The following is a 16,205-nucleotide window of genomic DNA, read 5'->3' as shown; positions in this document are numbered from 1 at the left end:
TCGGGACCATGAGCAAGCCCGTTGACAACGCCGTCAGCACCGTCCGTGCGTACATCGAGACCCACCACGACGCGTTCCTCCAGGACCTCGCCGAGTGGCTCCGAATCCCGTCCGTGTCGGCCCAGCCCGACCACGCACCCGACGTACGCCGCAGCGCCGACTGGCTCGCCGCGAAACTCCGGGAGACCGGCTTCCCGACCACCGAGGTCTGGGAGACACCCGGCGCCCCCGCCGTCTTCGCCGACTGGCCCTCCGACGACCCGCACGCCCCCACCGTCCTCGTCTACGGGCACCACGACGTCCAGCCCGCGGCCCGCGAGGACGGCTGGAACACCGACCCCTTCGAACCCGTCGTCATCGGAAACCGCCTCCACGCGCGCGGAGCAGCCGACGACAAGGGACAGGTGTTCTTCCACACACTCGGCGTCCGCGCCCACCTCGCCGCCACCGGCCGCACCACCCCCGCCGTCCACCTCAAGCTCCTCGTGGAGGGCGAAGAGGAATCCGGCTCCCCCCACTTCCGCGCCCTCGTCGAGCAGCACAGGGACCGCCTCACCGCAGACGCCGTGATCGTCTCCGACACCGGCATGTGGTCCGAGGACACCCCCACCGTCTGCACCGGAATGCGCGGCCTCGCCGACTGCGAGATCGAACTCCACGGCCCCGACCAGGACATCCACTCCGGATCCTTCGGCGGCGCCGTACCCAACCCCGCCACCGCCGCCGCCCGCCTCGTCGCAGCCCTCCACGACGACCGCGCGCGCGTGGCCGTCCCCGGCTTCTACGACGGCATCACCCCCCTCACCGACCGCGAACGGGAACTCTTCGCCGAACTCCCCTTCGACGAAGCCCAATGGCTGCGCACCGCCAAGTCGCACGCCACCCACGGAGAGGCCGGTCACACCACCCTCGAACGGATCTGGGCCCGCCCCACCGCCGAGGTCAACGGCATCGGAGGCGGCTACCAAGGCCCCGGCGGCAAAACCATCGTCCCCTCCTCAGCCACGCTGAAGCTGTCCTTCCGCCTCGTCGCCGGACAGGACCCCGACCACGTGGAAAAGGCCGTCACCGACTGGGTCGCCGGGCAGCTCCCCGCCGGCATCCGCCACACCATCACCTTCGGCGCCGCCACCCGCCCCTGCCTCACCCCCCTCGACCACCCCGCCCTCCAGTCCGTCGTCCGCGCCATGAACCTCGCCTTCGACCAGAAGATCCGCTTCACGCGCGAAGGAGGCTCCGGCCCCGCCGCCGACCTCCAGGACGTCCTCGACGCACCCGTCCTCTTCCTCGGCATCTCCGTCCCCTCCGACGGCTGGCACGCACCCAACGAGAAAGTCGAACTCGACCTCCTCAAAAAGGGCGTCGAAACAGCCGCCCACCTGTGGGGCGACCTCGCGGAGAACTGGCGCGATGCACACTGAGCCACCCCACCCGCCACACCCCGCACCCGCCCAGCCGAACCGTCCCGCCGAAACACCCATTCCATCGGGGGAGTTGGAAGCACCCGTGACCACCTGGACCGACCGCACAGCCGACCGTCCGCTCTCGCTCTCCGCACCCAGCGGCATCGACCGCGCCGCACACCACCGCCTCGACGAGGCCTGGCTCGCCGCGGCCTGGAGCCACCCCACCACCCGCGTCTTCGTGGTCTCCGGCGGACAGGTCCTCATCGACGAGACGCCGGACGGCGCCACCGAACTGGTCATGACCCCGTCCTTCGAAGCGCCCCTCACCGAAGCCCACCGCTACTTCCTGGGCACCGACGACGACGGCGTCAGCTACTTCGCCCTCCAGAAGGACACCCTCCCCGGCCGCATCGACCAGTCCGCGCGCCCAGCCGGCCTGCGGGAAGCCGGACTCCTCCTGTCCCCCAGGGACGCCGGCCTCATGGTGCACGCCGTCGCCCTCGAGAACTGGCAGCGACTGCACCGCTTCTGCTCCCGCTGCGGCGAACGCACCGTCATCGCCGCCGCGGGCCACATCCGCCGCTGCCAGGCCTGCGGAGCCGAGCACTACCCCCGCACCGACCCCGCGGTGATCATGCTCGTCACGGACGACGAGGACCGCGCACTCCTCGGCCGCCAGGTCCACTGGCCCGAAGGCCGCTTCTCCACCCTCGCCGGCTTCGTCGAACCCGGAGAGTCCATCGAGCAGTCCGTACGCCGCGAAGTCTTCGAAGAAGCCGGAGTCGTCGTCGGCCCCGACGTCGAATACGTCGCCAGCCAGCCCTGGCCGTTCCCCTCCAGCCTCATGCTCGGCTTCATGGCCCGCGCCACCTCGTCCGAGATCAACGTCGACGGCGAAGAAATCCACGAAGCCCGCTGGTTCTCCCGCGAGGACCTGCGCGCCGCATTCGAGTCCGGAGAGGTCATGCCCCCCTACGGAATCTCGATCGCGGCCCGCCTCATCGAACTCTGGTACGGCAAGCCCCTCCCCAAGCCCGGCGACGCCGTATAGCCCCGCCCTGATCTGATCCGACTGGCCTGACCGGGCGCCCAACCCCGGTCAGGCCGGGCAGGGCATCCGCCTGGACGGGCCGCACGACCGGCTGAACAGGATTACCGAGCCCCAAGGACACGAACGCGTCAACGCGAAGTGACCAGGAATGCAGAAGACCCCCGCCGAAGCAGGGGCCACTCTGTACGTACGGAGCGATCAGGAGGCGGTGCCGAGCGCCTGCTTGACCTGCGCCAGGCTCGGGTTCGTCATGATGACCTCGGCCCCACCGCTCACGGGGACAACCTGAACGGTCGGAACCGTCTGGTTTCCGCCGTTCGCCCTCTCGACGAACGCCGCCGAATCCGGGTCGTGCTCGATGTTGACCTCGTTGTACTCGATGCCCTCGCGGTCCATCTGGCCCTTCAGCCGACGGCAGTAGCCGCACCACGTCGTGCTGTACATCGTCACAGTCCCCGGCATGTTCCTCATGCTCCTTCACGGCTCGGAATGCTTGTTCGCACTGAGTCGAACGTAAGCGACCCGGCCACCATTCCCGACCCCATTGAGCCTCCGCCACCGCCCGCGCATGACGCCCATCACACCCACAGACGTGACGCGCACCGCATTAATACGACTGCACCCGCCCCCTGTGGACAACGCGACGCACCCGCCCCCACCGACCTGGCAGCATGGCGGGGTGACAGCAGCAACGCACTCCACCCTCTTCCCGCAGGTTCCGGACACGGCCGACGCGGTGCTCGACGGGCTCGACCCCGAACAGCGCGCCGTCGCCACCGCCCTGCACGGACCGGTGTGCGTCCTCGCCGGCGCGGGCACAGGCAAGACCCGCGCCATCACCCACCGCATCGCCTACGGCGTCCGCTCGGGCATCCTCCAGCCCAACAGCATCCTCGCCGTCACCTTCACCAACCGCGCAGCAGGCGAAATGCGCGGACGCCTCCGTCACCTCGGCGCCGGCGGAGTCCAGGCCCGCACCTTCCACGCCGCGGCCCTGCGCCAACTCCAGTTCTTCTGGCCCAAAGCAGTCGGCGGCGAGCTGCCGCGCATCGTCGACCGCAAGATCCAACTCGTCGCCGACGCGGCCGCCGCCTGCCGCATCCGCCTCGAGCGCGGCGAGCTCCGCGACGTCACGGCCGAAATCGAGTGGTCCAAAGTCACCCAGACCGTCCCCGCCGACTACGCCGCAGCAGCCGCCAAAACCGGACGCCTCACCCCCCGCAACAACGCCGAGACCGCCCAGATCTACGCGGCCTACGAAACGCTCAAGCGCGACCGCGCCCTCATCGACTTCGAAGACGTACTCCTGCTCACCGTCGGCATCCTCCAGGACCGCCACGACATCGCCGAACAGGTCCGCTCCCAGTACCAGCACTTCGTGGTCGACGAATACCAGGACGTCAGCCCCCTCCAACAGCGACTCCTCGAACTCTGGCTCGGCGACCGCGACAACCTCTGCGTCGTCGGCGACGCCAGCCAGACCATCTACTCCTTCACCGGCGCCACCCCCGACCACCTCCTCAACTTCCGCACCCGCCACCCCGGCGCCACCGTCGTCAAACTCGTCCGCGACTACCGCTCCACCCCCCAGGTCGTCCACCTCGCCAACACCCTCCTCTCCCACGCCCGAGGCCGCGCCGCCGAACACCGCCTCGAACTCATCTCCCAGCGGGACCGAGGACCAGAACCCGCCTACACGGACTACGCCGACGAACCGACCGAAGCCGAAGGCACCGCCCGCCGCATCCGCGCCCTCATCGACAACGGCGTCTCCGCCGGCGAAATCGCCATCCTGTTCCGCACCAACGGACAGTCCGAGATCTACGAGCAAGCCCTCGCCGACGCCGGCATCCCCTACCAGCTCCGCGGCGCAGAACGCTTCTTCGAACGCGCGGAAGTACGCAAAGCCGGCCACGCCCTCCGCAGCGCCGCCCGCTTCGGAAACAACGACTCCCTCCTCGACGACGCCGTCGACCTGCCCTCCCAGGTCCGCGCCGTCCTCTCCGGCGAAGGCTGGACCAGCCAACCCCCCGACGGCTCCGGAGCCGTCCGCGAACGCTGGGAATCCCTCGCCGCCCTCGTACGCCTCGCCGAGGACTTCGCCCGCGCCAAACCCACCGCCACCCTCACCGACCTCGTCACCGAACTCGACGAACGCGCCGCCGCCCAGCACGCACCAACCGTCGAAGGCGTCACCCTCGCCTCCCTGCACGCCGCCAAGGGCCTCGAATGGGACGCCGTCTTCCTCGTCGGCCTCGCCGAAGGCATGATGCCGATCACGTACGCCAAGACCGACGAACAGATCGAGGAAGAACGCCGCCTCCTCTACGTCGGCGTCACCCGGGCCCGCCACCACCTCAGCCTGTCCTGGGCCCTCTCCCGCTCACCCGGCGGCCGCCCCAACCGCCGCCCCAGCCGCTTCCTCGACGGCATCCGGCCAGGCACCTCAGGAGCCACGGCCCGCAACACGAGCACCGGACAAGGCGGCATCGAACACGGCACACCGACGACGCCCCGCACCACCACCGGACCCGTCCGACGCCGCACCGCCCGAACCGTCGCCCGCTGCCACGTCTGCGGACGCACCCTCACCGACGCCGGCGAGATGAAACTCATGCGCTGCGAGGACTGCCCCTCCGACATGGACGAGGGCCTCTACGAGCGACTCCACGACTGGCGCGCCGACCAGGCACAACAGCTCGGACAGCCCGCCTTCTGCGTCTTCACCGACAAGACCCTCGTCGCCATCGCCGAAGCCATGCCCGAAGACGCGGCCCAACTCGCCCGCATCCCCGGCGTCGGCATGCGCAAGCTCAACCGGTTCGGCACCGACGTGCTCACCATCTGCGCAGGTGGGGCCCCGGATGCGGGCGTTGGAGGAGTCGACGAGGACGACTGATGCAAACTCGTCGAAAAAATAGTTTGCGCATGCCCCAGCAATCCCCATAGGTTCTTAAGCACGGGAACAGCGCCTCTTCTCCGAGGCACTGGTTCCGTGCTGTACTAAAGCCGTCGGACCGGTTCACACCGGTCCCAGAGACGCCGAGAGGAGGCGAATTCCAGTGATCAGCATCAACGCCAGCTTCATCAGCACCGCCAAAATGACCGATCGCTCGGTCGTCGCTTCCTGCCTGCTCGGTTTCTCGAACCTGGGCACCGGTGCGTCCGGCGTTCCCGCCGCCCGTCCGGAGTCCTTCCTGTCTCTCGCCGACCTTCCCGTCCGCGAGAGCAATGAGCGACCGACCAAGGCACCGGAAGCAGTAGCAACGGCACAGGCTCAGGCCTATGCCTTTGCGGCGGCCGGTGCCGGATCCCGGAAGCAGACGACGCACCACCACACGATGTGGGCCTTCCGTGGGCTCGAACCCTGGAGTGATCCAGCCTGATCTTCGATCAGGCCGGCGCCTTCAGGGCCGCGGAACCCCACCCGGGATCCGCGGCCCTTCTGTTTTGCCCGCACGGGACAACAGAACGAAGGGGCCTCGGGACAAGAAAAGACCCGGTACCACCGCCATCCGGCCCACAGGCCGGAACGACCAGACGAGGAAGACAACACCGTGCAACTCGAAGCGCACGCCCCGTCAGTACCGCCTTCAGACACTCTCCCCCCGCCCGGTCTCACGGAGGACTCCACCTTGAACCCCCTGACTACGCTCACCGCGCTCGACGACGCCATCGAGAACCTCGGCGCACCCGTCCCCTGCCGTGCCTACGACCCCGAGGTCTTCTTCGCGGAGTCGCCGGCGGATGTCGAGTACGCCAAGTCCCTCTGCCGCACCTGCCCGCTCGTCGAGGCCTGCCTCGCCGGCGCCAAGGAGCGGCGTGAGCCCTGGGGCGTCTGGGGTGGCGAGCTGTTCGTCCAGGGCGTCGTCGTAGCTCGGAAGCGGCCCCGTGGCCGCCCGCGCAAGAACCCGGTCGCGGCATGAACGCACGAGGAACGATCGACCGCCCCCTGACGCACGACCCCCAGAAGCAGGCCCCGATGAAGCCGTCCACCAGCGAGCCCACCGGCTCTGCGACCCCAGACTTCACCACCACCGACGCGAACGACTCGCGCCAGAACAGGACCCGAGAGATGCAACTCATCCCAGAAGCGCTGGCTCGTGCGCATATGCACGAGCAGCTGCGCTCTGCCGAGGCCGAACGCCGCGCACTGCGCCTGGCAACGGCCCGCCGGATGCAGCGCCGCGCCGAGCGCGCATCACTGCGCGCCCGCCGCGCGCTCGCCATGGCGGTCATGCAGTGACCCACCCCGCGGGGGCCGATCCACAACGGACCGGCCCCCGCGGTGCGTTGCGCCACACCCTCGGAAGACGGAGATATCGTCACCACGTGACGTCTCATCCTGACGGCGACTCAGCGCAGCGACCCGAGCCCGAACCCGGCACCATCGTGTGCGCCCTCTGTGGCACCACCGCCCAGGGCACCCCGCCGACCTGGACCTACTCAGTGGAGAACGGGACCGGCCGACACTACTGCGACCGCTGCGCCCGAGAGAACTTGCGGGCTATTGAGGGGCGGCTCGATTCGGAGTGGTGGTGAGCTTCGGGAGGACATTCCTTGGGGGGCTTCCCTCCCCCCGCCCTCTCCCCACCCCACCCACCCCCAATTCTTGATCACGCCTCAGCAGCCGAGACGCCCTCGGTTGTTCCCGCGCTCGCGGCTGCTTCCGCGGTTATGTCTTCGATCGTGCTGACGGCCGTGCCTTCGACGGCGTCGTCGGTTGTGCTGCCGGCCGCGCCCTCGATCGTGCCGTGAGCCGTGGCGCCTGCCGTCTCGTCGACCGGCTCCTCGTCCGCCGCCAGAAAACCCGGTAGCCACCTCTCCAGTTCGTCCCGCAGCCGTACTGTCGCGCCGAGTTGGCACAGGACTCCTATGGTGCTGAGGGTCACGCGATGTATCAGGAGGTAGGAGGGCGGCAGGTTCAGCTGCTTGCCGAGCTGGTGGGCGGGGGAGCGGAGGTCGGCTATGCGTGCGGCCTGGCTGCGCATCCAGCCGCGGGTGAAGGTGAACTCGTCGACCAGGGCCGGCTCGATGATCGGCAGCAGGTAATCGAGCACGGCGTCGGGTTCGAGGTCGATCGTCTCCTTGACGAATCCCTCTGTGCGCAGCAGTTCGTAGACCGCTTCCGCGTTGCCCGCCAGGGTCATACGCAGTGAGGTGCCGATGGTTTCGGGGAGGCCGCCGGGGAGCCGGTCCACGGTGCCGAAGTCGAGGACCCCCAGTCGCCAGCCGTTCTTCTCGTCGGGCAGCAGCCGGAAGTTTCCCGGGTGTGGATCGGCGTGGAGCAGGCTGGTGCGGGCCGGGCCCGAGAACAGGAAGCGGGCGAGGAGCTGTCCTGCCCGGTCCCGTTCCTCGTCGGTGCCGTCGGTGATCACCTCGGAGAGCGGTGTTCCGTCTATCCATTCGGTGATGAGGACCTGGTCGCACTGGTGCACCACGTCGGGTACGTGCACATCGGGATCGTCGGCGAACTCTTCCGCGCAGGCCCGCTGGGCCTGTGCCTCCAACCCGTAGTCGAGTTCCTCGGACACCCGGTCGCGTAGTTCCGTGATCAGCGGCTTGATGTCCATGCCGGGGATCAGGGGGCCGAGGAGGCGGGCGAAGCGGCCGAGTTGGTTCAGGTCGGAGAGCAGGGCCTCGCCGGCTCCCGGGTACTGCACCTTGACGGCGACCTCGCGGCCGTCGTGCCATATGGCGCGGTGGACCTGACCTATCGATGCGGCTGCCGCGGGCTTGTCCTCGAACTTCAGGAAGTTCTCCAGCCAGTCGTCGCCGAGCCGTTCCGCGAGGACGGCGTGGACCGTCCTGGTGGGCATCGGGGGCGCGGCTTCCTGGAGTTTGGTCAGCGCGGCGCGGTACGGGCCCGCGACCTCCTCGGGGAGGGCAGATTCGAAGACGGACATGGCCTGCCCGAACTTCATGGCTCCGCCCTTGAGCTCACCGAGAACCTTGAAGAGCTGGTCGGCCGTGCGCTGTTGCAGTTCCCGCCCGACGATCTCGGCCGACTTCCCGCCGATGCGTTTGCCGAGGCCCCAGGTCGCGCGCCCGGCGAAGCCGAGTGGCAGCGCGGCCAGTTTGGCGGTACGGGTTACCGCCTTCCGGGGAAGATCAGACATGCGCCCCTCCAAGTCCCAGCCTGCCGTGCCGCCAGTGGCGGTTACCCGGTCATTGTGTCGTGCTGCTCTCCACCCTCGGAGGTCTGCTCCCCCTTACTTCTCCCACCTGCTCCGCATGAGCAGTCCGGATGCGCCCATACCGGGCGGGCATGCCAGTCGAGTCCGGGAGCCGACGCCTCCCAGCGCGCGCCGGTGCTGGACGGCAGTTCGCCGTCGAGGAAGGCGAGTGCGTGTGCTGCCGTGAGTCCGGCGACGGCCGTGGCGAGCGCCAGGTCGCATGCGGGTACCTGGAGTTGACGTCCGGAACGCCATTGGGCGAGCAGTCGGGGCCAGGTCGGGTCGCGGTCCGTGCGGTCCAGCGAGAGGCAGCCGGCGCAGGCGGTGCCGCCGGGCAGTACCAAGGGGCCCACGACTCCGGTGGCCTCGACCACTCCGGCGTAGAGGTGGGGCGTGCCCGAGGTGATGAGTTCTTCGGCGGCGTGAGGGTCGGGAGTGTGGGCGGACAGACCGTCGCGCGGGGCGATGATCACGAGGGAGAGAGCTGGTTCCTCGGCCGGGGGCAGGGCTTGGCTCTCTGAGGGGGATGGGGGCTGGGCTTGGGATGGGGGTGGGCCGGAGCGGCGGTCGGGGCGGGGTGGGCGGTCGGGCGCGGCCTTGCGTACGGCTCGGTACGCGGCCGTGTCGCGGCGTTCTCCGACGGATTCGACGGGGAGTCCGCCCGGGGCGACGTCCCACGGTTCGACGCAGCCTCCGTCGCGCACGTCGACGTGGCCGACGCCGGCGGCGGACAGGACGGACGCGATGACGGTCCCGACGCGGCCGGTTCCCCGGACCTGGATCCGCATGCTGCGGCGGGCCGCCAACTTCCTTGCCCCCGCAGCTGGTTCTGGGGACAGGACAGTGAGGGCCGCGAGGTCGGGGCGGAGTCGGTCGAGGACTCCTTGACGCTTGCGGAGCAAGTCGAATGCCGGGCCGCCGCCGGTGGCGTCGTCGAGCAGTCCGGCTCTGGTCAGCCGATGGAGCAGGGCGTCGACATGACCGTCGGGCAGCCCCATCCGGCGGCCTTCGTCGCGCAGAAGGGCCACGCCGCGGGTTCCGTCGAGGAGGGTGAGGAAGGTGCCGGTCGCGGTGTCGACCGGGCCGAGTACGACGGCGTGAGCGGGTGCCACGCCGAACTGGACGGTATTGAGGTCGCGCCAGCCGCGTCGCAGCGCCGGCTTCAGGATCGGATGCATGGCTGTTGGATGCATGACTGTCGGCGGTGAAGTGCCCATCTGTTCCCCCGTGATGTGCCTGTGTTCTCGCTCTGGTGGTCAAGTTGATGAGGTTGGTGAACCTGGTGAAGTTGGTGACGTGACCGTGGTCCGGAATTCGGGTGGTGTCTCGGTCGATTGCCAGGATGCACGGCGGGGGGAATCCGCGTGAAAAGTTATCCACAGGTGGTGGGTGTTAGTCGTATAAATCGCGCGGCAGGGGCGCGGGGCCGCACCGAAGACTCCCGGAGGCGGGACTTCCCCTATGTGCAGCGGGTAACGTCGAGGCGTGCCCGCCGACCCACTGCACCGTGCCACGAACACGCAGCGCAGCACGACCAGCCCGCCGCCGAGCGGCCCGAGGGCGAGCGCGGTAGAGGTCCGCAGAAGCGCCCGGCGTCGCCGGACGGTCTCCGCGTATCGCGAGGGTGACCGGACCGTCGTCCTCATTCCGGCTCGCATGTCGGAGGCCGAGGAGAAGCGCTGGGTCAACGTCATGCTCGACAAGTTGGCCGCGCAGGAGAGCAAGCGGGTCTTGGGGGACGCGGAGCTCGCCGAGCGGGCGGAGCGGCTGTCCGAGCAGTGTTTCGAAGGCCGGGCCCGCCCCACGTCCGTGCGCTGGGTGACGAATCAGAACACGCGTTGGGGGTCGTGCACGCCGTCCGAGGGCAGCATCCGGCTGTCGCACCGGCTGCAGGGAATGCCGGAGTACGTCGTCGACTACGTACTCGTACACGAGTTGGCGCATCTGCTCGTGCCGGGGCACGGGCCGCGGTTCTGGCGTCTCCTTGAGGCGTATCCGCGCACGGAGCGGGCGCGGGGCTATCTCGAGGGTGTCGTCGCGGCCGACCGTCTGCCGCACCTGCCGGCCGCTCGCGAAGAGTGACCGCAGAGGAATGACGGCAGAGGAATGACCGCAGAGGAGTGAACGTCCAGGGCCTGACCGCCCATCGCGTCTTTCGCTGATTCCGCCCGCCACGTGCCCGTTGTGTACCAGGGCTGTACCGGCTGCCGCCGCTGTCAGCGTTAGCGGTTAGCCTGACGCGACGTATTCACCTTCGGGATGGGGGACGGTCGTTACGTATGGCCAGGGAATTCCAACGCGGCCACAAGGCCAGGATCAGTGACCTCACCGCGGGCACGGATCTGTACGTAGGCGTGCAGATCACGGGGCCCGGGCTGACCTTCGACATCAGCTGCTTCGGTCTCGATGCCGACGAACGGCTCACGGACGACCGGTATTTCGTCTTCTTCAACCAGCCGAAATCGCCCGAGGAGTCGATTCAGCTTCTCGGTGCGCAGGCCGGCGACAGCGAGTCCTTCCGCGTCACTCTCGACCGGATCCCGGCGAACATCCAGAAGCTCTCGTTCACCGCGACGATCGACGGTGCGGGGCAGATGTCGCAGATCGCCCCCGGATACGTACGGATCGTCGCGGGCGGTGAAGAGGTCGCCCGCTATTCGTTCAACGGCACGGAGTTCTCGACCGAACGTGCTGTCATGCTGGGCGACTTCTACCTGAAGGACGTCTGGCGGTTCGCGGCCGTCGGGCAGGGGTTCGACGGTGGACTCGACGCGCTGCTGAAGAACTTCGGCGGTGAGGTCGCCGAGGAGGAGCCCGCCGCCGCGCCGCCGCAGCAGCAGTCCGGTGCGCCGTCGTTCGCGCCGCCCGCGCAGGCCACGCCACCTGCGTTCGGCGCGCCCGCGACGCCCGCGCCCGCCCAGCAGGGCTACGCGCCGCCGCAGGGAGCCACGCCGCCGCCCGCTCCCGCCCCCACTCCGCCGTCGGTGCACGCCGCGCCGACGATCATCGCGCCGCTGGCCACACCGCCCGGCACCATGCAGCCGCCGGCCGCGCCCAGCCCGCACGCGCCGCCCATCGGACAGGTGCCCGGGCAGACCGCGCCCCCGCCCCCGGGCTACGGTCAGCCGACCGCGCCTCCCGGCTACGGGCAGCAGCCCCAGGCACCGACCCCACCCCCGGGCTACGGTCAGCCGGCCCCGCCTCCCGGCTACGGGCAGCAGCCGCCCGGTCAGTTCCCCGGCCAGCAGGGCGCTCCGTCGCCGTACGGGGCACCTCAGGGTGTGCCGCAGGGCGGAGGTGCTCCCGGTGTTGCCGCCGCGCTCTCGGCGTTCCGCGAGGCGCCCACCGGTCAGCGGTGGACTTTGCAGAACAAGAAGCTGATCCGCGTCGACCTCGGCGCCGGCGACCAGCCGGTGCTCGCCCGTCAGGGCAGCATGGTGCTCTACCAGGGCAAGGTCGAGTTCAGCTATAAGGGCGCGGGCTTCGCCGGCCGGATCGTGGGCAACGCGACCGGCCAGGAGATGCAGCTGATGCGCTGCACCGGCCGTGGCCAGGTCTTCCTCGCGGATGAGGCCACGCATCTGCACCCCATCGAGCTCCAGGGCGACGCGATCTGCGTATCCGCGGAGAACGTGCTGGCGTTCGACGAGAGCCTCCAGCACGAGGTGCGCCGGATCGAGGGGCACGGTATTCCCGGCGGCGCCCTGTTCGTCATGCAGTTCCAGGGCACGGGCACGGTCGTCGTCAAGACGCACGGCACGCCCGTCGTGCTGCCCGTGACGCCGACGACGTTCGCCGACTGCAACGCGGTCGTCGCCTGGTCGGCCGCCGCGCAGGCGATCGTGTCCAGCCAGGTGCGCATGCGCTACAACGCCTACCCGGGACACAGCGGGGAGAGCGTGAACCTCCAGTTCCGGGGTGCGCCAGGGAACTTCATCGTCGTCCAGCCGTTCGAGGTCTGAGGGAGCCCGTCATGAACCAGCCGCTCGCGGGCTACGCCCCGACCCCGGTAGCCGCCCGCATGGAGAACCACGGCGCCAACATGCTCAAGGTCGCCATGCAGACCGGCAACGACCTCCTCGCGCGCGTGGGCTCGATGGTCGCCTACGAAGGGTTCGTCCAGTACGAGCCCAACCCGCCCGCCGTCCGCCAGATCGCCCGCGACTGGATCACCGGCGAGGGCGCGCCCCTGATGAAGGCCACCGGAGACGGCATCCTCTACCTCGCCGACTACGGAGCCGAGATCGTCGTCATCAACCTCGGCGGCGAATCGATCTCGGTGAACGGCACGAACCTGCTCGCCTTCGACGCGCACCTGCAGTGGGGCGTCGAGCGCGTCAAGGGCCTCGCCAAGTTCGCCGGCCAGGGCCTGTGGAACATCAAGATCTCCGGGCAGGGCTATGTCGCCCTCACGTCCCGGGGCACCCCCATCGTCGTCGACTGCGGCCGCGGCGAGGACGAGACGTACGTCGACCCGGACGCGCTGATCGCCTGGTCCCCGAACCTCAAGGTGAAGGGCAAGCGCAGCTTCAAGGCCGGCTCGCTCATCGGGCGCGGCAGCGGCGAGGCCTACCAGATGGGCTTCTCCGGGGAAGGCATCGTCGTCGTACAGCCCAGTGAGGACAGCACCGACCGCCTCCGAGTCCGGGGCTGAGGGGGAACGGAACACCATGCAGAGCCCGCTTTTCGCGCACTCCGAGCAGCAGACTCAGGAGCGCTACGCCGTTCAGAACCCGCAGATGCTGCGGGTCACCCTGGAAGGCCACGACGACATCCTCGCCCGCAAGGGCGCCATGGTCGCCTACCAGGGGCTTGTCGAGTTCGACGGCGAGATCCAGACCTCCGGTCAGCGGCGCGCCCGCGCCAACACCGGTGAGGGCCTCGACCTGATGCGCTGCCACGGGCAGGGCACCGTCTATCTCGCCAACCTCGCCCAGTACATCCACGTGGTGGAGGTCGAGCAGGACGGTCTGACCGTGGACAGCAGTTACGTCCTCGCGCTCGACTCCTCGCTCAGCTACCAGGTCGTCGCCGTTGACAGCCAGTACGGCATCTCCGGCTCCGGCAAGTACCAGCTCAACATCACCGGGCGCGGCAAGGTCGCCCTGATGACGTCGGGGCAGCCGCTGATGCTCCAGGTCACCCCGGACCGTTACGTCAACGCCGACGCGGACGCGATCGTCGCCTGGTCCAACGGCCTGCGCGTGCAGATGCAGGCCCAGACGCACTCCTCCGGAGTGTGGCGGCGCCGCGGCAACACAGGTGAGGGCTGGGAGCTCAGCTTCATGGGCCAGGGCTACGCCCTGGTGCAGCCCAGCGAGCTGCTGCCCCCGCAGAACGCGGTGATCGGCCAGGGCCTCGGCGCCCAGTACGGCATGGGCCAGCAGGGCGCCCGCGGCCAGAACCAGGGCAACGTCTGGAGCTGACCCGAAGGACGACCATGAGGCATGTGTAAGGGGCGGCCACCACGGTGGCCGCCCCTTACACATGCCCGCTCACAGTCGGGCGCGCGTCGCCTCCACCAGGCGCACGACGGACTCGTCCGCCACGCCCGCGACCTGGTCGTACGGGAACCAGCGCAGATCGAGCGACTCGTCACTGATGGCGGCCACCGCGTCGGCGGGAGCGAGAGCCGCGTACTGCGTGTCGAGATGTCGCGTGCACGGTCCCGGGATGGGATGCCGGTCGAGCCGCACGGGGCCGCCCGGCAGGAGCGTGAGCCCAGGGATGCCGGACTCCTCGGTCGCCTCCCGCAGCGCGGCGTCGGCGAGCGTCAGGTCACCCGGCTCGCAGTGGCCGCCCATCTGCAGCCACATCTTGAGCTTCTTGTGCAGCGTCAGCAGCACCCGCCCGCGGGACGGGTCGACGACCAGCGCGCTCGCCGTCAGATGCCCGTCCGTGCAGGCCTTCCACATGCCGTCCTCGGGATGGGCCGAAAGGTGGTCCAGGTACGCCTGGCGCAGCTCCGGCTGGCCCTCGTAGGCCTTCAGTACGAGGACCGCGTCGTCGTGCAGCGTCACTTGCCCTCGTCGTCCTCGGAGTCGCCCCTGGGACCGTCCGCGGGACCGTCGCCCTTGGAGTCGTCCTCCTTGGAGAGGTTCGGCTTGTCCAGGCCGCCGCGCGCCGCCTCGCCGAGCATCTTGTCGATCTCGGAGAAGTCCAGCTGCTCGCGGTGCACGAAGCCGTCCGGGTCGTCGAGGTCCGAGGCCGTCGGCAGCATGTCCGGGTGCGCCCACAGACCGTCGCGCCCGTCCACACCACGCGCGTCCGTCAGCGAGGCCCACAGCCGCGAGGCGTCCCGCAGACGGCGCGGACGCAGCTCCAGGCCGATCAGCGTGGCGAACGTCTGCTCCGCGGGGCCACCGGTCGCCCGGCGGCGGCGCAGCGTCTCACGGAGCGCGTCGGCCGACGACAGGCGCGGCTTCGCGGCCGCGTGGACCACGGCGTCGACCCAGCCCTCGACGAGCGCGAGAGCGGTCTCCAGGCGGGCTAGGGCGGCCTTCTGCTCCGGAGTGTCCTCCGGCTGGAACATGCCCTGCTGAAGAGCCTCCTGCAGCTGCTCCGGGTTCTGCGGGTCGAGCTGGCCGACCGCGTCCTCCAGCTTCGCCGTGTCGACCTTGATGCCGCGCGCGTACCCCTCGACCGCGCCGAACAGGTGCGAGCGCAGCCACGGCACGTGCGAGAAGAGCCGCTGGTGGGCGGCCTCGCGCAGCGCCAGGTAGAGCCGCACCTCCTCCTTGGGGATGCCGAGGTCCTTGCCGAACGCCTCGATGTTCACCGGCAGGAGCGCCGCCTTGCCGGCCGGGCCGAGCGGCAGACCGATGTCGGTCGAGCCGACGACCTCGCCCGCGAGGACGCCCACGGCCTGCCCGATCTGCGAGCCGAACATGGCGCCGCCCATGGAGCGCATCATCCCGATGAGCGGGCCGGCCATGGCCTGCATCTCCTCGGGAAGGACGTCGCCCATGGCCAGGCCGACACGCTCGGCGACCGGGTCGACGAGTTCCTTCCACACCGGGAGGGTCGCCTCGACCCACTCGGCGCGGCTCCACGCCACCGCGGACCCGGCGCCCGACGGCAGCGACGTCGCGTCGTCGAGCCACAGGTCGGCGAGGCGCACGGCCTCTTCGACCTGCGAGCGCTCGGCGGGGCCGACACTCGCGTCCTTGGTGCCGTCGGCGGTGCCCTGGGAGACCGTCTGACGGGCGATGTCCTTGGCCATCTCCCAGTTCACCGGGCCGCCCTCGTACGAGAGCATCTGGCCGAGCTGCTGGAAGGCGGCTCCCAGGTCGTTGGGGTTCAGGGAACCGAACATCGCAGCGAACGGGTTGTCCCCGCCGCCCGCGCCGGGCAGTCCTCCGAAACCGAAGGGGTTGGCAGGGCCCTGACCGCCACCGCCCTGCTGATCCTTCTTCTTGCCCTCGTCGCCGTCGTCCGGCTCCTCCGGCGGAAGGCCGAATCCGAATGGGGTGTCACTCACGGGATTCCTCGGCTGGTAAGGCCACCGGTTCTGTCCCGGCGGCGTTTGCCCGACTACACACCCAGCGTAGACACCGTGGCGCGATCGGGCCT

The 16,205-nt window shown here is 69.7% G+C and carries 15 protein-coding genes; 10 read left to right on the top strand and 5 right to left on the bottom strand.

From position 1 onward, the window contains the following. Positions 1-8 precede the first annotated feature (8 nt). Both OG758_RS20100 and nudC read left to right on the top strand, forming a co-directional pair. Positions 9-1,421, top strand: coding sequence for a dipeptidase (locus OG758_RS20100; protein ID WP_326711284.1), 1,413 nt, complete (start codon positions 9-11; stop codon positions 1,419-1,421). An 85-nt stretch (positions 1,422-1,506) separates the two neighbouring features. Next, complete coding sequence (gene nudC / locus OG758_RS20095) at positions 1,507-2,457, top strand: NAD(+) diphosphatase (protein ID WP_165914633.1); 951 nt, start codon at positions 1,507-1,509, stop codon at positions 2,455-2,457. A gap of 198 nt (positions 2,458-2,655) precedes the next feature. On the opposite strand, the gene OG758_RS20090 is transcribed toward nudC, so the two are convergent. Continuing rightward, the gene (locus OG758_RS20090) at positions 2,656-2,919 is read right to left on the bottom strand and encodes a mycoredoxin (protein ID WP_326711283.1); all 264 of its coding nucleotides are present in this window, start codon (positions 2,917-2,919) and stop codon (positions 2,656-2,658) included. Between the two features lie 106 nt (positions 2,920-3,025). On the opposite strand from OG758_RS20090, the gene OG758_RS20085 reads away from it, so the two are divergent. From OG758_RS20085 to OG758_RS20070, 4 genes are all read left to right on the top strand, one after another. Beyond that, positions 3,026-5,356 carry an ATP-dependent DNA helicase UvrD2 gene (locus OG758_RS20085; RefSeq protein ID WP_442810339.1) on the top strand — a complete coding sequence of 777 codons (2,331 nt, stop codon included), beginning with the start codon at positions 3,026-3,028 and terminating at the stop codon, positions 5,354-5,356. 163 nt (positions 5,357-5,519) lie between these two features. Continuing rightward, on the top strand, positions 5,520-5,843 hold the full coding sequence (locus OG758_RS20080; protein ID WP_326711282.1) for a hypothetical protein: 324 nt from the start codon (positions 5,520-5,522) through the stop codon (positions 5,841-5,843). A gap of 171 nt (positions 5,844-6,014) precedes the next feature. Further along, positions 6,015-6,383 carry a WhiB family transcriptional regulator gene (locus OG758_RS20075; protein ID WP_326711281.1) on the top strand — a complete coding sequence of 123 codons (369 nt, stop codon included), beginning with the start codon at positions 6,015-6,017 and terminating at the stop codon, positions 6,381-6,383. Next, positions 6,380-6,703 (top strand): hypothetical protein, encoded by a 324-nt coding sequence (locus OG758_RS20070; protein ID WP_116510236.1) that lies wholly within the window; start codon positions 6,380-6,382, stop codon positions 6,701-6,703. Before OG758_RS20075 ends, OG758_RS20070 begins: the two co-directional genes overlap by 4 nt. A gap of 370 nt (positions 6,704-7,073) precedes the next feature. On the opposite strand, the gene OG758_RS20065 is transcribed toward OG758_RS20070, so the two are convergent. Then, the gene (locus OG758_RS20065) at positions 7,074-8,576 is read right to left on the bottom strand and encodes an ABC1 kinase family protein (RefSeq protein WP_326711280.1); all 1,503 of its coding nucleotides are present in this window, start codon (positions 8,574-8,576) and stop codon (positions 7,074-7,076) included. A gap of 41 nt (positions 8,577-8,617) precedes the next feature. Further along, a complete protein-coding gene (locus OG758_RS20060; protein ID WP_326711279.1) occupies positions 8,618-9,811 on the bottom strand; it encodes a ThiF family adenylyltransferase in 1,194 nt (397 codons plus the stop codon). Positions 9,812-10,118: 307 nt separating this feature from the next. On the opposite strand from OG758_RS20060, the gene OG758_RS20055 reads away from it, so the two are divergent. The 4 genes from OG758_RS20055 (at position 10,119) to OG758_RS20040 (ending at position 14,059) form a co-directional block, all read left to right on the top strand. Then, on the top strand, positions 10,119-10,715 hold the full coding sequence (locus OG758_RS20055) for a M48 metallopeptidase family protein (RefSeq protein WP_116510229.1): 597 nt from the start codon (positions 10,119-10,121) through the stop codon (positions 10,713-10,715). 197 nt (positions 10,716-10,912) lie between these two features. Next, complete coding sequence (locus OG758_RS20050) at positions 10,913-12,595, top strand: TerD family protein (protein ID WP_326711278.1); 1,683 nt, start codon at positions 10,913-10,915, stop codon at positions 12,593-12,595. 11 nt (positions 12,596-12,606) lie between these two features. Next, positions 12,607-13,287, top strand: coding sequence for an AIM24 family protein (locus tag OG758_RS20045; RefSeq protein ID WP_266560343.1), 681 nt, complete (start codon positions 12,607-12,609; stop codon positions 13,285-13,287). Between the two features lie 16 nt (positions 13,288-13,303). After that, positions 13,304-14,059, top strand: a complete 756-nt coding sequence (locus tag OG758_RS20040; protein WP_116510223.1) for an AIM24 family protein — start codon at positions 13,304-13,306, stop codon at positions 14,057-14,059. Between the two features lie 69 nt (positions 14,060-14,128). Here the strand turns inward: OG758_RS20040 and OG758_RS20035 are convergent, their stop codons facing one another. Continuing rightward, complete coding sequence (locus OG758_RS20035) at positions 14,129-14,653, bottom strand: NUDIX hydrolase (protein ID WP_326711277.1); 525 nt, start codon at positions 14,651-14,653, stop codon at positions 14,129-14,131. Then, positions 14,650-16,113 (bottom strand): zinc-dependent metalloprotease, encoded by a 1,464-nt coding sequence (locus OG758_RS20030; protein WP_326711276.1) that lies wholly within the window; start codon positions 16,111-16,113, stop codon positions 14,650-14,652. The genes OG758_RS20035 and OG758_RS20030 overlap by 4 nt, the downstream gene beginning before the upstream one ends. Positions 16,114-16,205: the final 92 nt, after the last annotated feature.

It is taken from the genome of Streptomyces sp. NBC_01474 (assembly GCF_035918215.1).
GTDB lineage: Bacteria > Actinomycetota > Actinomycetes > Streptomycetales > Streptomycetaceae > Streptomyces > Streptomyces aureus.
The sequence above is the reverse complement of the archived record's forward strand: the minus strand, read 5'-3'. Positions and strand labels throughout refer to the sequence as shown.